This is a genomic window from Effusibacillus pohliae DSM 22757, from assembly GCF_000376225.1.
GTDB lineage: Bacteria > Bacillota > Bacilli > Tumebacillales > Effusibacillaceae > Effusibacillus > Effusibacillus pohliae.
The window spans coordinates 67,322-84,560 of record NZ_AQXL01000126.1 but is presented as its reverse complement, the minus strand read 5'-3'; the positions used below and the strand labels follow the sequence as shown (position 1 = coordinate 84,560).

At 55.3% G+C, this 17,239-nt stretch carries 20 protein-coding genes and 1 pseudogene; 4 read left to right on the top strand and 17 right to left on the bottom strand.

Annotated elements, in window-relative coordinates:
* The first annotated feature begins 197 nt into the window (after positions 1–197).
* On the top strand, positions 198–845 hold the full coding sequence (locus tag C230_RS0112520) for a Crp/Fnr family transcriptional regulator (RefSeq protein WP_018132386.1): 648 nt from the start codon (positions 198–200) through the stop codon (positions 843–845).
* Positions 846–909: 64 nt separating this feature from the next.
* Positions 910–1,563, top strand: a complete 654-nt coding sequence (locus C230_RS0112515) for a Crp/Fnr family transcriptional regulator (RefSeq protein ID WP_018132385.1) — start codon at positions 910–912, stop codon at positions 1,561–1,563.
* Between the two features lie 275 nt (positions 1,564–1,838).
* On the opposite strand, the gene C230_RS0112510 is transcribed toward C230_RS0112515, so the two are convergent.
* The 6 genes from C230_RS0112510 to C230_RS20315 form a co-directional block, all read right to left on the bottom strand.
* A complete protein-coding gene (locus C230_RS0112510; RefSeq protein WP_018132384.1) occupies positions 1,839–2,201 on the bottom strand; it encodes a hypothetical protein in 363 nt (120 codons plus the stop codon).
* A gap of 94 nt (positions 2,202–2,295) precedes the next feature.
* Positions 2,296–3,450, bottom strand: coding sequence for a stage II sporulation protein P (gene spoIIP / locus C230_RS21425; protein WP_018132383.1), 1,155 nt, complete (start codon positions 3,448–3,450; stop codon positions 2,296–2,298).
* A 132-nt stretch (positions 3,451–3,582) separates the two neighbouring features.
* Complete coding sequence (locus C230_RS0112500; RefSeq protein ID WP_018132382.1) at positions 3,583–4,692, bottom strand: DUF4097 family beta strand repeat-containing protein; 1,110 nt, start codon at positions 4,690–4,692, stop codon at positions 3,583–3,585.
* Entirely contained in the window at positions 4,685–5,398 is a 714-nt protein-coding gene (locus C230_RS0112495) for a hypothetical protein (protein WP_018132381.1), read from the bottom strand. Before C230_RS0112495 ends, C230_RS0112500 begins: the two co-directional genes overlap by 8 nt.
* Positions 5,399–5,411: 13 nt before the next feature.
* Entirely contained in the window at positions 5,412–5,873 is a 462-nt protein-coding gene (locus C230_RS0112490) for a zf-HC2 domain-containing protein (RefSeq protein ID WP_018132380.1), read from the bottom strand.
* Complete coding sequence (locus C230_RS20315; protein ID WP_018132379.1) at positions 5,824–6,435, bottom strand: RNA polymerase sigma factor; 612 nt, start codon at positions 6,433–6,435, stop codon at positions 5,824–5,826. Before C230_RS20315 ends, C230_RS0112490 begins: the two co-directional genes overlap by 50 nt.
* A gap of 281 nt (positions 6,436–6,716) precedes the next feature.
* Here C230_RS20315 and C230_RS0112480 point away from each other — a divergent pair, with 281 nt between their 5' ends.
* Positions 6,717–8,417, top strand: coding sequence for an ABC-ATPase domain-containing protein (locus tag C230_RS0112480; RefSeq protein WP_018132378.1), 1,701 nt, complete (start codon positions 6,717–6,719; stop codon positions 8,415–8,417).
* A 19-nt stretch (positions 8,418–8,436) separates the two neighbouring features.
* Here C230_RS0112480 and gpr read toward each other — a convergent pair whose 3' ends face one another.
* Positions 8,437–9,444 carry a GPR endopeptidase gene (gpr, locus tag C230_RS0112475; protein WP_018132377.1) on the bottom strand — a complete coding sequence of 336 codons (1,008 nt, stop codon included), beginning with the start codon at positions 9,442–9,444 and terminating at the stop codon, positions 8,437–8,439.
* A 152-nt stretch (positions 9,445–9,596) separates the two neighbouring features.
* Here gpr and rpsT point away from each other — a divergent pair, with 152 nt between their 5' ends.
* Positions 9,597–9,863: a 30S ribosomal protein S20 gene (rpsT, locus tag C230_RS0112470; protein ID WP_018132376.1), complete on the top strand. Its 267-nt coding sequence runs from the start codon at positions 9,597–9,599 to the stop codon at positions 9,861–9,863.
* Between the two features lie 71 nt (positions 9,864–9,934).
* On the opposite strand, the gene C230_RS0112465 is transcribed toward rpsT, so the two are convergent.
* From C230_RS0112465 to C230_RS23920, 10 genes and pseudogenes are all read right to left on the bottom strand, one after another.
* Entirely contained in the window at positions 9,935–10,228 is a 294-nt protein-coding gene (locus C230_RS0112465) for an alpha/beta-type small acid-soluble spore protein (RefSeq protein ID WP_018132375.1), read from the bottom strand.
* Positions 10,229–10,312: 84 nt separating this feature from the next.
* The gene (holA, locus tag C230_RS0112460) at positions 10,313–11,347 is read right to left on the bottom strand and encodes a DNA polymerase III subunit delta (protein WP_018132374.1); all 1,035 of its coding nucleotides are present in this window, start codon (positions 11,345–11,347) and stop codon (positions 10,313–10,315) included.
* Positions 11,348–11,402: 55 nt separating this feature from the next.
* Entirely contained in the window at positions 11,403–12,587 is a 1,185-nt protein-coding gene (locus C230_RS0112455) for an NAD(P)/FAD-dependent oxidoreductase (RefSeq protein ID WP_018132373.1), read from the bottom strand.
* 251 nt (positions 12,588–12,838) lie between these two features.
* Complete coding sequence (locus C230_RS0112450) at positions 12,839–13,807, bottom strand: cation diffusion facilitator family transporter (RefSeq protein WP_018132372.1); 969 nt, start codon at positions 13,805–13,807, stop codon at positions 12,839–12,841.
* Between the two features lie 163 nt (positions 13,808–13,970).
* Complete coding sequence (locus C230_RS0112445) at positions 13,971–14,747, bottom strand: hypothetical protein (protein ID WP_018132371.1); 777 nt, start codon at positions 14,745–14,747, stop codon at positions 13,971–13,973.
* A 105-nt stretch (positions 14,748–14,852) separates the two neighbouring features.
* A complete protein-coding gene (locus tag C230_RS22610; RefSeq protein ID WP_018132370.1) occupies positions 14,853–14,996 on the bottom strand; it encodes a hypothetical protein in 144 nt (47 codons plus the stop codon).
* Positions 14,997–15,009: 13 nt separating this feature from the next.
* The gene (locus tag C230_RS0112435; protein ID WP_018132369.1) at positions 15,010–15,384 is read right to left on the bottom strand and encodes a hypothetical protein; all 375 of its coding nucleotides are present in this window, start codon (positions 15,382–15,384) and stop codon (positions 15,010–15,012) included.
* Positions 15,384–15,893, bottom strand: a complete 510-nt coding sequence (locus C230_RS0112430) for a hypothetical protein (RefSeq protein ID WP_018132368.1) — start codon at positions 15,891–15,893, stop codon at positions 15,384–15,386. The genes C230_RS0112435 and C230_RS0112430 overlap by 1 nt, the downstream gene beginning before the upstream one ends.
* 181 nt (positions 15,894–16,074) lie before the next feature.
* Entirely contained in the window at positions 16,075–16,284 is a 210-nt protein-coding gene (locus tag C230_RS0112425; protein WP_018132367.1) for an alpha/beta-type small acid-soluble spore protein, read from the bottom strand.
* A gap of 115 nt (positions 16,285–16,399) precedes the next feature.
* A pseudogene (locus C230_RS23920) lies at positions 16,400–17,182 on the bottom strand (ComEC/Rec2 family competence protein); the annotation flags it as partial.
* Positions 17,183–17,239: the final 57 nt, after the last annotated feature.

Below are 17,239 nucleotides of genomic sequence, written 5' to 3'. Positions count from 1 at the left end.
ACATGTGGAGATCCATATGCGACCATATGGCTTTTAAAAACGAGGTGACCAACATCTCTGTTCCCGCCAACGGGTCGATCCCAAATATTCACTTTTCGTCAAATATTATCCTCAAGCGCTTCGTTCGTGAAAGATGAAAACATGCGTAATGGCGAGAAAAACGAAGAAAACATTAATTCTTTGAGGGAGTGTTCGATATGGTATCCCCGTTTGAAACCGATCTGAAGTGGGAGATGTTTCTGAAGTACGGGAAGAGGCAATTTGTAAAAGGAAAATCTGTCATCTACAACGAGGGCAGCCTGGGAGACGGGTTTTATTACCTGCACAAGGGCTTGGTGAAAATCGTCACCTCCACGGTAAAAGGAAACACCCGATTGTTGAACATCGTGGTTCCCGGCCAACTGCTGGGCATTCAAATCATGGACCGACAAACGCACTTTACTACCGCAATCGCCGTCAAAGACTCGGTGGTCTATCATTTCTCCTGCGAACAGTTTGCGAAACTGATGAATGACCAACCGGAATTACTTGCCCTGTTTGCACAAACCGTCAATCAAAAAATGCGGATTCTTCTTTATGCGATTAACATGAAAGCACTTTCTTCAGAAGAGCAGATCGCCGCACTCCTTCTCAACATCTGCAATGACTTTAAAAACTATGAAGTCCCCCTCACCCAACAGGACCTGGCGAACTGCACCGGTTTAACCCGAATCACCGTATACAAAATCCTGAAACAGTGGAAAGAAGACGGACTGATCGACATCGAGAAACGCAAATTTGTGATCAAGCGGCCGGATCTCTTGCGGATGTTGAATCTGTCTGCACCGACAGCGAAAATAGTTTAGTTCGGGTCGCGTCACTCCTGTCCAATATGCGCAGAAAATGATGTTGGGAAGAAAAGGTGATCGTATGTTAAACCTTCGCTACAAGTGGAAGCCGTTCTTACCGTATGGACAAAAAATGGAACTGAAAAAGAATACGTTCGTGTATCGGCAAGGAGAAAACGGCAGAGGCTTTTATTACCTGGAGCAGGGCGGTGTGAAAATCAGCCTGTTATCCGATAACGGCCACGAGCGTGTCATTGACTACATCCCGCTCGGGACCCTACTGGGGGAAAGCGGGGCTCACAGAGGAACCTATTTGACAACCGCGGTTACCACTACTCCCTCGATTCTCTATCATTTCTCTGACGATGCCTTGGCAAAAGTGTGTAGGGAACATCCCCATGCTGCGATGATCTTCACCAACTCCCATATTTATAAAATACGACTCCTCGCCGAAATCATCTCGTATCTGGACAGCCCGGCCGAACAACAAATGGCTCACTTTTTGTTGAAGTTGATTCAAATTCACGAGAACGAAAACATTCCCATCGACCAGACAGCGTTCGCCCGGTACATCGGCACGTCCCGGATTACGGTAAACAAGATCATCCAAAAATGGCGCCAGCAAGGCTTTATCCAATTCTCCAACGGCGTGATTCGGGTGATTCAGATCGACCGGATTCGAGAGATTCTGACCCAATCGAAAAGTGAACGGCTGGTGCAATGTACGTCCTCGTAGTCCCCTCCTCAGTGGGAGGGGGCGAAATAGCCCTTGGCGGCTTTGGACGTCACCATGTTTTGCAGGCTCATCCGACTACCCCAGCCTCGAATTGGGTTCATGTACCTTTGGCCGAGCGTTTGCCTCCAGCTTCCTCCAAATTCTGCCTCAAGGCAGACACGCTTCCTTTTGGCTAACGGTAGGCGCTCGCCAGCCCCCGTTCGGGACTTGCACCTATAGATGAACGCCCATGCTGGGCGGACAAACAAAAAAAGCGACGACGCTGCCGCCATCGCTTACCGCACTGATTCTTCCAGTTGCGAGCCGATCCATTCGATGATCCGTCTTGACACATCCTGCAGCAAACGGCCGGTCTGAAAACTGAACTCGCTCATCGTTTCGCCCAGTTCGCTCCTGGTCGATTCGATCTGCCGGCTCCACCGGTCGCCGAGCGTCGGTTTTGGCTCCACCACCTGCTTGCCGAGCACCGTCACGCGGATCGCTTGCTTGTCAGCATTCACATGAATCGATTTTGGCGGGCCGCCCGTTCCGACAAGCGACTGGATGCCCAACTCCGCCGTATGAAAGCCACCCCCCACCAGCACGATGGTCATGCAAACGAGACTCGCATACAGCAAAAACCGTTTCACCAGCAACATCGCTCTGAATCCTCCCTTGTCTCCTTCCGCCCTACCACTCTAGCTCTCTTCCTAGTATGTTCGGGAGAATTCCATTCTATACCAACCTGCCCAACTAAGGACGCCCCTGATTGCCGGCGGCCGTTTGTTTGTCTTTTGCCGCTTCGGCGATTACGTTCGCCAGCATGTCGGCTGTCCGGTAACATTCTTCCAGCGTATTGTCCGGACCGCCGATTTCGATCAGCACCGAATTTTTGAACAGATCTTGGTTGTAGCGCGAATCGTAAGCCGGATTGTCCCACTTGTTCTTGTGAACGCCTTTCGAAAGGCCGGGGTACATTTGCTGCAATTTCGCATGCAGTTTCTTGGCAAACTCGGAATTTTCCTGCCAGTTGGGGTTGGAACCGCCAATGATAAAAAAGACCTTCGCTACATCCTGGCCGTTGATCTGGGCGGTAGTGCTCCCGCGTGAACCGGAATCCCGGTGGATGTCAAACACCATTTTGATGCTGTCGTGTTGTTTCAGAACTTCCTGTACCGTCTTGCGCGACAAATCATATTCATTTTGTATATTCCCTTTGTACCAATAATCGTTCTTCGTCTGGATCGCCTCGATATTTTTCGATTTGAGGGATTTCAGGAGACGCTCTCCCACCAGCGTAATGTTTTTGTTCTTGTCATACGCTTTGAGCGGATCGGTCAAACCGAGATCGGGCAAATAAGCTTCCCGGTTATGCGTGTGATAAATGTAAACGAGCGGTTTTCCGTCCGGCTGCATCGGATTCGGTTGTTCCGTTTCGGGCGGTGGCTGATGTTGATCGGGCGTTTCCGGCAGTTTGTCTTCCGCCGGCGGTTCATCGAACCCTTCCGTCAAAGAATTGGAATGGCTCACGGCCATCGCCGAAATCTGACGGTTGAGGATCGATTCCGGATGCTCCGCGTCAATTTCCGTGAACAAATAAAAAAGCATCGAAGCGATGTGCAAACTGGGTTCATTCGGCACACCGGCGCGGTTGGGATCAGCGGAAGCGTACAGCGGAATTTCCTGGCCCATGATGTTGTGCAACGATTGGCTGCTGGCGGAACGGACGATGCGGGCCGCAAAAGAATCGCCGTTGCCGGAGGCCACCAGTTGTACAGCCATCATGCACAGAAAAATCAGCATCGCGGCGACCGTCAGGCTGGTCATGAAAACGATCGTCCGGCCCTTGTGTGTTCCTGCATTCAGTGTGATCGATCGGAACTGCCTCGGCGATCGCGACCGGATCATAGGACTGGCTCCCCCCACCGCTTTCTACCAGATTCCTATGTTGCGAGATTTGCCCTTATGCTTCGCCCGCAAAAGAAAAAGCGCCCGGTTGGACGCTGTCAGCCAGTTTTTATTTTGCTAGAATTGCTTTCCTCAGTCGGTGACATGAATGGCGCCGGCGTTCGTTTTCGCCGAGATGCGAAACTTCCCGTCACCCCGGACAACGGATGCGTTCGGCCCGTGCTGATTGAAACCGGGTCCGCTGATCGATCCCATGTCCGTTTTCGCTTCCAGTGTGACGGAACTTGCGGCCGGATACGAGAGTGTAATCGATCCCATATCGGTCTGCAAATCCCAGTCGCCGCCTACCGGAACGGAAGTTCGCACATCGACCCGGCCCGCATGGGCTCGCACCTGCACATTTTCTTTGATGTCCCTGACAGTGACGCTCCCCATATCGGATTCCAACTCGACCCGGCCCGCTTCCGAAACATCAATCGCTCCGGCATCGCTTTTCACTTTCACGGGACCTGCGATTTTTTCCACCGTCACTTTGCCTGCGTCAGATTCCACATTGACACCGGCCACTCCGGACACCCGGATCGTCCCCGTGTTCGACTTGCAGTCGATCAACATCTTTTTCGGCACCTGCAGCTCCAGATCGACGGCCGGGGTTTGCCAGCCGGTGATTTGCCCGACGGCCTGGTCGTCGATCACAATCTTCGCCTTCTTGCCCTGCGAAACCTGGATCTGAATCTGTTTCGCCCGTTCCTCCGCCGCTGTTCGTGCGGCGGCCGGGACGTGAGCGACCGCCCGCAGATGCACCCGGTTGTCGCCCGTTCCTTCCACCCGAATCTGTCCAAACGAACTCTCGATCGAAAGCGAGTCGGCATCCGCCAGGTTGAGATCCTCATCCCGGAAGGTCACCGTTTGCGTCGGACCCCAGTTGCGGAAAATCCCCCAAATGCCATCCTTGGAAAAAGCGGACGCCGCCGTATTCACCGCATGAAAAACACCGGCTGCCGCCAGAACGAACGCCAACAGGAAAATGCTTTTCCCATCCAGCTTCCAGGCAGGCCCCTCGCCGCTTCCGGCCCGCGACTGCCGCCAGACGATCTCCGCACCGATCGCGATCAGCACCAGCGGCCAAAAATCAAGCACCCGCCCCAGCCAGTCGCTGCCCGTCAGTTTGCCAAGTCCAATCGCCGCCCCCAGCACGATCAGCGTAATCGCCAACTGCAAACTCCCCACTTTTTTAGGCATCCTGCCGTTCCTCCCCGCCGGTTGTCTTTTGCCCGGCTGGCCGCTTGCCAACCTTGCGTTCCCGCTGCAGCATCCAAACCCCCACGCCAACCAGCAGCACTGCTACAATCAAGTCATCGAACCGATGCAGGTAGTAAAAATGAGCCCCCAGTTCCTTCAACAGCAGCAACACACCGAGTCCGATCGCCGTCCAGCCGATCCACTTTTTGTCAGCGAACCAATCGACATTCACGTTGCGGAAAAAAGTGGATTCCGTGTCGATCCATTCCCCCCGCGCCAGCCGGTCCCTTTTTTGCAGCGCGTCGAAAATCCCGTAGAAGAACAGCACCGGCACCAGAAACCCAAGCGGAAAACCGCCCGTCCATCCGCTTAACCAGGCCACTGCGAAGAACAACGCCATCAGTTCGATGCCCTGCCGCGTCAACCCAAGGTACAGATGCCCCAGCCCCGGCAGGAAGGACAGGAAAAACGTAAAAAATTTGCTCTTCGGCTCAATGTGCGCTTCGTCTCTGCGGTTGGCGGCTCCAGTCTTCATATCATGCCCCCCCGCCGACTGCTGTCCGCCCGTTCCCGCAGCCGCCCGCTCGACGCAGTCCGGACACAAAACATTTCCTTTTATAATCGTCACACATTCGCTGCAAACTTCTGTTCCGCACAATCGGCATTCGCCGAGCGCCCTGACGTCAGAATGATATTTGCAATTCAACTTGTCAGCCCTCCTATCGCTGCAACGTTCGAGTGATGTCAGCCAGCCAGATCTCCAGTTTCACTATCGCCTCTGCCTTATACCCGGTGATGGTGGCGTCGATTGCAGGCAGTTTCGGCACCAGCCCGGCAAATCCCTGGAACAACATAAAGGCTGCCACCACAGATGCCGCCATATTGCGAAAATCGGACCCCCGCCAAAAGCTTGCACGACGCGTTCGCTCCACCGGTTCAATCAATGGCTGAGCCGCCGGTATGTCCGCCTGCAGCCGGGCCATCACCGCATCCGCAAAATCGGGGCCGGGATCGGCGAGCGGCAACCGGTCGAGCATCTGTTCCAGCTCTTGCAACAACTCCAGTTCCTTGCGGCAGGCCGGGCAGATTGCCAAATGCGACTCGATAAAATCGTTCTCTGCCGGATCCAGCTCATTGGCCAGATATGCGCTCAGCCGATCTTCGACGTGCCAGTTCGTCATCGTCCTGTTCCTCCTTTCGCAACCGCTCTCGCAGCATCTTCTTGGCCCGGCTCATGCGGGTTTCCACCGATTTTACCTCGATGCCGAGAATCTCGGCGATCTGTTTGTAACTGAGCCGCTGGTAGTGATACAAAATGACCACATCGCGGTATTTTTCCGGCAATTCGTCAATCGCCGCCTGCAGTTCCCTGGATCGTTCCGTCGCCAAAAGCTGCTCCTCCGGGGTGGGGTCTGCCGAGCGGGGCAAATCCTCCTGCAGCGGGGAGATGCTGGCAATGCCCGCCCGCCTCGCCTGCTTGCGGCGAATGTCGATACATTTGTTGGCCGCGATTTTATACAGCCATGACCGAAACTGCGCTCCTCCCTGAAACTCCCCGAGCGACCGGTATGCCTGCAGGAACACCTCCTGCGCCGCATCCCGCGCCTCTTCCCGGTCCGCCAGCATTTTCAGGCAGAGGGTAAAAATCAGCGATTGGTAGCGCACCACCAGTTCGCGATACGCATTTGCATCGCCGCCCAGCACGCGCGCCAGCAGTTCTTCATCCCGCAGTTCCAGGAGCATCACCCCCTCTCGCCTGTTCATCCGATTAGACGCATCGGAATCGGCGAACCCCTTCAAAATCCGAAAAACATTTTTTACGCACCCGCAAAGCCCATCCGTTCACGGAAAAATCCCTTCTTCCGCGCAAAAAAGGGATCGCTCACACTGTCAACCGAGCGGATGGGGGACGACGTTATTTTGTCATTCCGGCAAATTCTTGGTAGAATCGGCATCGAATACTAGCGGACATCCGTCCGTGTGGTTCCAGTATACAGCAATTGCAGAAACGGGGGGCTTTGAGCTTGGAACGATTACGAGAAACATTAAATCGGATCGACGGCAAAGGATACAAGGCGTACAAAGAAATCCTCGGTACATACAGGGGCGACGGGTTTCTGCTGCACATCGACTCCGTACAAGGGGATCCGTTCGCCAGTCCTTCCCGCATCAGGGTGGAAATCCCCAGACAGACGGCAAAACTTCAAGAAGATTGGTACCAACCGGAATCGCGAAGAATCGCGTTTACCGATTTTCTCGCCCGCGAGGCGGCTGCCCGGATCGAGTCGCTGCCGCACCAGCAGCGGGGAATCGGCAACAGCGGCCTGATTTGGATCGATGCTCCCGGCCAGGAAGTGCTGCCGCGGACGGCAGTCAAGGTCGACCCGCAAAAAATCGAGATTCGCCTGTCCGTTGGCCTGCCCGCGCAAGGCCGCACGATCTTGGGCAAGCTGGCTGCCAAAATCCTCTGCGAGGATGTGCCGCATTTGGCCAAACAGACGATCCTGCAATTCGATCGCGATCGATTGCGGCGCCACTTGGAACTGTCTGACCAGCAGGATGCGATCCGCCGGTATCTGGATGATCACGGCTACGTTTGCTTTATCGGCAACGGCTCCATCCTGCCGCGGGAAAGCGGCGTCAGCAACCGGCCTCTGCCGACGAGCCGCGCGATTCCCTTTCAATCACCGTCGTCGCTGGAAATTGCGATTCCGATTCCGCATGCGGAACCGATTCGCGGCATGGCGATCCCGCAAGGTGTCAGCCTGATCGTGGGCGGCGGTTATCACGGAAAAAGCACGTTGCTGAAGGCGATCGAACGCGGCGTCTACAATCACATTGCCGGCGACGGCCGGGAATACGTAATCACCAATCCGACCGCCTGCAAGGTAAGGGCGGAAGACGGGAGAAGGGTCGAGAAAGTCAACATCTCCCCATTCATCAACCAGCTTCCGTTCGGCAAGGATACAACCCGATTTTCAACCGACGATGCGAGCGGCAGCACCTCGCAGGCAGCCAACATCATGGAGTGCCTGGAGATCGGAAGCAAACTGCTCCTGATCGATGAGGACACAAGCGCCACCAACTTTATGATCCGCGATGCCCGCATGCAGGAGCTGGTCAGCAAGGAGAAGGAGCCGATCACCCCGTTTATCGACAAAGTCAGGCAGCTTTATGAAGAGTATCGCGTGTCGACGATTCTGGTTGTCGGCGGATCGGGGGATTATTTTGACGTAGCGGATCACGTGATCATGATGGATGAATACCGGCCGTTTGATGTGACGCAGGAGGCGAAAGCCATCTCGCAACGGATTCAACAGGTGCGCAAAGCGGAAGGCGGCGAGCGATTCGGTGAGATTACGGCACGCGTCGTGCTTCCGCAAAGCTTCAGGGCAAGCCTGGGCAGAAAAGAGAAAGTGGACGCGAAGGGCTTGAGCACCATCGCGTTCGGGACAAGCCGGATCGATCTGTCGTTTGTCGAGCAGCTGGTCGATCCGAGCCAAACCCGCGCCATCGCACACATGATCAAATATATGGCCGATCATCTGGTCGACGGCCGCACCGAACTAGGGAATCTGATCGACCGGCTGTACCGGGAGATCGAGGAAAAGGGACTGGAAATGATCTCCCCTTACCACGGTAAACATCCCGGCGACTTCGCCCTGCCCCGCAAGTTTGAACTGGCCGCCGCCATCAACCGCCTGCGGACGTTGCGGGTGAAGTGAGGGACAGCCGCAGATGCGGCTAGTGCAAAAACATCGCCGCATCTTCCGGCGTTATGGACGAATGCAGCGCCATATTCAGACCATTCGCCACAACAGTCGCAATATCGTCGATAAACTGGTCGATTTCTTTTGGCGTCACCATCAGATTTTGACCGAGCGGCTGCAGGATTTCGTGGATCAGTTGCCGCTTTTCCTGTTCATTGAACCGATCGAACAATTGGGCGCAGGCGTTGTCCGGAACCTGTTGCCCGATGTGGTTCATCAGCAGATCAATCGTGTCGTGCGCGATCGTGACGGCGTCGACTACAGTCGGAACACCGATCGCCACAACCGGAACCCCAAGCGTTTCCTTGTTCAGCCCCTTGCGTTTGTTGCCGACGCCGGCTCCCGGCGTGATCCCGCTATCCGCTACCTGGATGGTGGTGTTCACCCGCTCCAAAGCGCGCGACGCCAGAGCGTCGACCGCGATGACCAAATCAGGCTTGATATTTTCCACAATTCCCTGTACGATTTCGCCCGTTTCAATGCCGGTGATACCAAGAACCCCCGGTGAGACAGCTGCTACAGGACGGAACCCTTCACCCAAAAGATCCGGCATATGGTCATACAGATGTCGCGTGACAAACACTTTTTTCACGACCATCGGCCCCAGGGCATCCGGCGTGACATTCCAGTTACCCAGCCCGACGATCAGGACCTTGGCGTTCTCCGGCAAATCGATAAAATGGCGAAACTCCTCGGCAAATTTTTGCGCCACCTTGTCCTGCAAGTCGGGGTCTTTCTTGCGCAGTCCGGGGACCTCGAACGTCAGGTAGTTGCCGACCTGTTTCCCGATCATCCGCGCGCCGATCTGATCCTTGACCTTCATTTTGGTCACACGGATGCCTTCCTCTTCATAGGAATCCGTTTCGACCCCCATGAGAGCGGGAGTGCCCTGCACCGCCCCCGCCATCTGGTGGGCTTCCACCGCCAGGTCGGTGCGGACCGAATAACTCGACCAGTCAATTTCCTGCTTGTTGTTCGTCATCCGTGTCCCCCTCCAACACCCTTTGTACCGTAAGATTCGCAAAACGGCGGAAGCTTATGCACTTTGCAGTTGCGTTGCCCTCTCACCCATGATAAAATATCCATTGTCCGTCTAAAAAGGATCGTATCTGCTGCTGTAAGGAGGTGAACAGGGTGCCGAACATCAAATCTGCGATCAAACGGGTGAAGATTACCCGGACTCGTACCCTTCGCAACGCCGCGGCGAAATCCGCCCTTCGTACAGCGATCAAAAAATTCGAAGTTGCGCTGACCAACAACGATCTGGAAGCTGCAAAAGATCTGCTTAAGAAGGCTACTCGTTCGCTCGACAAAGCGGTGACCAAAGGCATTATCCATAAGAACACCGCTGCCCGCAAAAAATCCCGTTTGACGAAAAAATTCAACAAACTGGGCGCATAAACAGAGCAAAAAACCCCCGATCCGACGATCGAGGGTTTTTTGCTATTCGGGCGGTCGATCAAGGGGATTTGCTAACTTTGACCCTGCTCGCTCAATTGTTGCTGGGCCAGTTCCACCAGCCGCCGCACCATCGAACCGCCTAACCGGCCGCCGACTTTACCGGCCTGGCGGGCCGTCAATTCCCCGTTGTCTCCTTTCGCAAGCGGTACTCCCACTTGTTTGGCTACCGTATATTTCGCGTCATTCGGATTGACTGTACAAGACACGTTGGGATCCGCCGTATTTTCCTGAATGACTTGGCACTTCAAGCAATCCAGTGCCTCTTTCGCTTCCGGAACCAGCAACCGGTTGCGTCTCCGGGCCACGGGTACCACCTCCCGAACTGACTGTTCTAAAGGTGTCCGAAAAGACAGCGGTCGATACATCCCAGATTCTGCTACCGGTTCTCTCTACCCCGAAACGGTTGCTTTCACTTTACGCGGCATCGTCAGCAAAAACATCTCCAACGCCTGCCTGTCTGTGAGTTGGCCAGTCTTGATTTTGTAGTCGATTTCCGCCAGTTCCGCCAACAGCCGTTCCAATTCCGGTCGCGAAAAACGTTTTGCCTGCTCACCCGCCACTTTGCAGGCATACGGATGGACGCCGATCAGGGAGGCGATCTGTTGCGGCGACAGCCCTCGCGCGATCTGGATCTTCACCTGCAGCATGATGCGCAACTGACGGGCGATCATAAAGAGAAGGTAGACGGGCGCCTGTTTGTTTTTGATCAAATCGTCCATCAAACGCAGCGCTCGCTCGGTCCGCAGACGAACGACTTCATCCACAAACACAAAAATGTCCTGCTCCAGCGTGCGCGATGCCAATCGATTGACGACGTCCTCGTCGATCGTTCCGTTTGCCCCCACGTACAGGGACAGCTTCTCCAGTTCCGTGGCAAGAAACATCAGGTTCGAGCCGCACGTCAACAATAACCGGGAAACGGCGTCCGGCGTGATCAAAACCTGATGCTTGCGGCATTGCGCCTGAATCCATTCGCGCAGTTCGGCCTCTTTCAAGGGAAAAAAGCCCGCCACTTTCCCGTTCTTATACGCCGCTTTCGTGAGCTTCTTCCGCTCGTCCAGCTTCTCCGCGTATACGGTCAGCACCAGCGTCGAAGTGGGAGCCGGATTTTCCAGATACCGCAGCAATGCGTCCGGATCGTGGTCATTGCGGGATGGTTTGGCGCCTGTAAACAGGGTGGCGTTGTGCACGATCACCAGCCGCTTGTCGCTTAAAAACGGCAGCGTATCCGCTTCCCGTACGGCCGTCTGGATCGGCGTGTCGTCACAATCGAAGCGCAGCATGTTCAATTCGTCGCCCGGATTGATCGCCTGATCGAGCGCTTCCACCACTTCCCGGATCAGCAGTTGCTCCGTTCCGTACAACAGATACACCGGATGGATAACGCCTTTTTTGATTTCTATCATCAGTTCGCGGTAGGACATGGCGATAACTCCTAAAAAGCCGCGCTTTCCGAAGAAAAGCACGGCTTTTGCGGTTTTAGTATGATCTTGTGAACTGTTTGTTTTTCTTCGCCAACAGGCTCAGTCCGCCGAGGTTGATCAGCCACTTGGCTTTCGACGCTTCCTTCAAAATGGTGGCGGTGACGCCTTTGGTCTTGAAGCCCTTGATGTTGCCGACGCCCACTTCGGAGCCGATCGACGCCAAGGTTCCCATGTAGTGGAAGACGAATTTTTTCATCGGCTGGCCGTTCATCAGCGCTTTCAGGTTGTCGACCACATGGTCGCCCATCTGTCCTGCCAACTGTGCTGTCGGCGGCAACGGACGGCCGTCTTCGCCGATGAAGCAAGCGGAGTCACCGATCACGAACACGTCCGGATAGTCGACCGACTGCAGGAACTCGTTGACCTTCGCGCGGCCGCGCGGATCGCAGTCAAAACCGGCTTCCGCCAGCAGCGGATTGGCGCGCACGCCGCCCGTCCAGATGATCGTTCTCGCCTCGATTTTCTCGCCGGTCGCCAGTTCCACTTCGTTTTCTCCAACGCGCACGATTTTTTCGTTGGTGCGCACCTGCACACCCTTGCGGGTCAACACATCGAGTGCAGTTTCCTGCAGACGCTTGTCGAGCATCGGCAGAATGGTCGGCGCCGCCTCAAGATTGATCAGTTCGATTTTCGATTCCGGAATCCGATAACGGTGCGCCAAATGCGGCAGGTAGTCGGCCAGTTCGCCGCACAGCTCGACCCCGGTCAAGCCTGCACCGCCGACGACGATCCGCAGCCGGGACGGATCTTTATCGACCGCATAAGCGGCAAAATTGTTTTCGATATGCGAGCGGATTTCCTTCGCGGTTTCCAGGCTGCGCAGCAGCAAGCTGTGCTCTTTCAGTCCCGGAATGCCGAAAAACTCGGGCGCGTTGCCCAGCGCGAAAATCAGGTAATCATACGTATATTCACCGTTTTTGCCGATCACCTTTTTTTCCTGCGGCTTCACCGCCTGGATCTCATCCTTGATGATGGTCGCTTCCGGCCCGTTCAGCACTTCGGAAATCTGCACATAATAAGGTTCAAAATCGTTGCGGCCGCCGGCCGGTTCATGCAGCAGAGTGGTAAAATAATGGTAGGAGTGCTTGTTGATGATGGTGAAGGGGATCTTCGCTTTCTGCATCTTCACCGCCGCCGCCATGCCCCCGTATCCGGCCCCCAGGATCAAAATTTTTGCCATTGTTGCCAGTCCTCCCTTGAAGTCGGCGCTTGCGAGATGATTTGGGAATAGTGTTCGAATAAGTGCTGCGGAACATGCACCAACTGAAGTATGTAGACTTTGTGAAAAATTGTACCTACTTCATTATATCACATTCCCGGATTCTATGTACCACCAAATTGCTACTTTTTTCACAAACTGAACGAAAAATTTTTGGGAGACGAGCTGTACGCCACGCACGCTCTATATTTAAAAGCCGCCAGCCGGCGGCATTACGTGCTTGGACTGAATCCTTTCGTGCTGCAGGTCGCGGTCGGACAGGTGTGGCAATGATCCAGTTGCACCTCGTGGTGGAAACAGGTGTTGCAAGACTGGGTTTCGAGCTGGATGGTCGTGTGTCCGATGCCAAACCGGTTCCACATCAAATCCTGCACCGTACGAATCACATCTTCCCCCTGTTCGATCGTGGTGACGGTCACCGCCAGGTGGCAGGACATCATGATCTGGTTCTGTGTCAACGCCCAGATGTGCAAATCGGTTACCCCGGTCACCTCCGGCAGACGCCGCAGTGATTTTTCCACTTCTTCCGGATTGATGTGCGACGGTGCCGCTTCCAGCAAAATCTTCGCCCCGTCCCACGCCATCTTGGCCGCAGCCAGCGCGATCACCAGCCCGATCAACGCGGACAGCAAACCGTCGATCGGATACCAGCCGGTGAAATAGATCACGGCCGCACCGATCAACACCGCGACGGACGACAGCGCGTCGCCGAGAAAGTGCAACCAGGCGCTTTTCGCGTTCATATTGTCTTTTTCCTTGCCCATCAGGTACGTCAGGGCTGAATAGATGACCAGTCCCAACAATGTGATGGCGAACATCCAGGCTCCCGCCACCGGATGCGGATGGCGAAATTGCAGGTAGCCTTCGTACACGATAAACAGCCCGACCGCCATAAAAATCAGATTGGCCAGAAAAGCGGTCAGGATTTCCACCCGGTACATGCCGAAACTGTGCCGACGGGTGGCCGGCTTGACCGACTGTTTGACTCCCCACCAACTGAGCAGGAGCGTCACCAGATCTCCGGCCAGATGCCAGCCGTCCGAAATCAAAGCCAGCGAATCGGTAAAATAGCCGCCCACCATCTTCAGACCGAACACGGCGAAGGTGAGAAGGATTCCGTAGCGAATGATTCGTTCGGAAACGGCAAATGTGTCATGATGCGTACGATCGTACGTATGCATACGAATCCCTCCTCTCCATTCCAGTGGTTATCACTACTATACCATGAAAAACGGAGAAAGGGAACAAAAACAAGAGAAAATACGCCTATTTTTCAACGAGAATGCTTATCATTGTCTTTTTTGGCCATTTACATGAGATTGAAAATTATTCTCAGTAATAATTCTAATCTAATAGTGATTTTCGCGGGATCAGCAGTTTGCCGAACCCGGACGAACGATGCTGCATCCAGACAAAAATCAGCACCGTCGCAGACACTCCGGCCGCCAGCAGCAAATGTTTGACCGCCCGCCGGGAAAGGGTCGGTGGATCGCTCACGCTGATTCCGGCCGGAACCTGCAGTTTCCCGACTTCCTCGTCAGTTAGCACGCGCTGCTGCGAGACGTTATAAAATACGGTTTTGCGGTAAGTCCGCCAGGCGTGGTCGACTTCAACGCGGGCATACTCGATCGCATCCGGTTCCTTGATCTCCGACAGTTTCTGTTTACGCTCCTGCAAGCGGGCCAGCCGTTGCGACAGCTCGTCCGCCGAGCGCCTTTGCCTGTCCGCTTTTTCTCGAAACAACCGTAGCAGCATGTCCGCGTCCTGCCTGGATAACCGTCCTTTCGAAAAATCGTTCTGCACCACACGAACCGTCCGTTCCACATCCGCAATCGCCGCTGATACGAGCTGCTTTTCCTTTTCGATCACCGCCGCTTGCTGGTCGATCTGGACAATCTCCTGCTGCCGCTCTTCAGGCGACAGGACCTGCGGCAGCGGCAGCCGGTTCCATGCTGCAAACCGTACATCCTCCGCATCGATGCCCGGGTATTGCTGGCTCAGGGCGGATATCGCCTGCAGCTCCCGCTGGCCGACAGCCGCCGGTTCCCGCTGGGCGCATCCCTGGGCGAACGCTAAACAACCGGCAACCAACAAACCGCCTGCGATCCGTTTGCGCTTCATCCGGCTTCCTCTCCTTTCCCAACAAAAAAGCCATACCTTATCGGTATAGCCGTTTGTTATTCTTACTCTATTCACCGGCTGCTAGTTTTATGCCGTCTTGCGAGTTTAGTAGCTTAATTTTTTCACCTGCACCCAGGCACCCCAATTGCTGCCGGCGGACGATTTGCTGCCTGCCGGGGCCGGCAGCGGCTGAACGGTCAGTGTGGCAAAAAAGCAGCAGGTGACGAGGGCGATCAGCCATTTTTTCATCTCGACACACCCCCTATTTGTCTGGTTCGCCGAACCATTGGCCGGTCAGAATGTCGATGTTGCTTGTCGCAAGCGGTTCGGAATGGCTGCAATAGGGGCAGACAAAATACAGCAACCCCTGCACCATATCCCCATACAGGTTGCTTCTGTCCAGTTCCATCGGCGTCTGGCACCGGTCGCAGACCGCTTTTGTCATCGTCGTTTCCCCTTCCGGTATCTGCCCCGTCAACAGCATCTGGGCCAGCAGTCGATTTTCCTGTTCGATTGGATCCGGATGGGCGCGGATGATCCATTCCCAGCGCGGAAACAGATCGCGCCGCAGCATTTGGTCGAGGGTCAATCTTTCCGGTTCCCAGTCCCATTCCGGGGGCAGCTGCTGGTCGTTCATCATTCGGGACTCCACAGCACGAGGTCATCCGTTTCGCGTTCGTCCGCGAATGCCGGATCATACCCGCCCGCCTTTAGTATAGCCACGATTGTTTCGGAAATATCATGAGTGACGGAGTTGGCGTTCTGGTCATCATCGGCCAGATCGAACCGCATGCGTCCCGTCACCACATAAGTGTCTTTATGCCGGCCGTCGATCGATTGCAAAACGGACACCGAGTCCACCTCCCCCGCCTGCTGCACCTGTTGCACAAACTGTTCATCGGTCATCCGGTCATTCGCCGGAATGTGCGCAATGTAATCGACAAGGCACTCGGTTCCGTCCGCCGAGATCACAATATCGGCAAATGGGCTGTTCTCGTCCAGCAAATCAAGGCGCGTGTGGATCAACGTGCTCGTATCCGCCTGCACCGACCCGAGCGGCATGTCCACCCGATTGCGGACGCGTGTGACAGGTGCCCGTTCATCCATGATATCGATAAACTGTTTGACGAATGTCTCGTAATACATGTCGGTCCCCCCAAAAATCAGGTCCGGGCGGCAGGATGCCACTGCAGCCCGCTTTCGCGATGCATCACCCTTAGAATTCGATGAGTGGCAAGCCCTTATTCGTACGCATCTGCGAAAAAACCGGCCGCCCCACGGGCATGCAGCACCCGCAGCCGGCCGGTGAGGGGTCCTCTGCACGAGGTTACTCTGACCGTTTTGCCATCTCCGCTTCCGCAAAGCGGATCATTTTTCGAACCATGTTCCCTCCGATTTTTCCGACTTCCCGGGTGGTCATGTTCTCCCACCCGCGCTCCTGAATGTCGTCGTCAAGCCCCAGTTCGGATGCGACCTCATACTTGAGGTGGTCCAACGCACGGCCTGCTTTCGGATTGAGAACACGTCGGTTGGCCATCCAGTCACCCCCTGTCAATAGGGTGTCATGCAGCAGGGGGTTTGATACCGAGAGACACCCTTCGTTTCGGCCCCTCATTTTTCATGGAGGTCCATATCGCTCTGCAACGGGAAAATCAATCGGGGGGAGAAATCGGCTCGGCCGCTATCGCTGGCTGCACCTGCAAATGTTTGCCGTCGGTGATGACGGTGATTGCGCCGTTCCGGTCGGTCCGCAGGATTACCGCCCCAGCCTGCGACAACCGTTCCAGCAGTTGTTTGTGCGGTTGGCGGTAGACGTTGTGCCTGCCGACGGAGATGATCGCATATCGCGGGTGTACCCGTTGCAAAAACGCTTCGCCGGTTGAATGCTGGCTGCCGTGGTGGGCGACTTTCAACACGTCGACCGGCTCCAGATCCGGCAAAAAATCGGATTCGACCTCCCCCTCCACATCGCCGGTGAAGAGAAATTTTCGCTCGCCGTACTGCAGCTCGAACACTACACAATTGGCATTTGTGTCGCTGCGGGTCCCGGTATGAATCGATCCGGGATGGAGAAACCGCCACGTCACTCCCGGTTCCGGTTGCCAGCCGATCCCCGCCTGCGACCGGTAAATCGGGATCCCCTTCCACCTCGCCGCCTGCAACAATTGCTGATAGGCGGCACCCGGATCTTCATAACCGGAGACGATCAGATTGCGCACCTGCAGTTGCTCTACAACGGCCAACAATCCACGCACATGATCCTCGTCTGCATGCGTGGCAACCATGTAATCGATCGCCCGAATCCCGCGATACCGCAAAAACGGCATGACAATTTTCTCCCCAACGTCAAAATCAGACTGGACGTGCGACGGGATGCCGCCCCCGTCGACCAGAATGGTCAGCCCCTTTGGCGTTTCGATCAGCGCGCTGTCCCCTTGTCCGACATCGAGAAACGTCACGCGCAGCTCCGACGAAGGCCAAAGCCAAAAAGC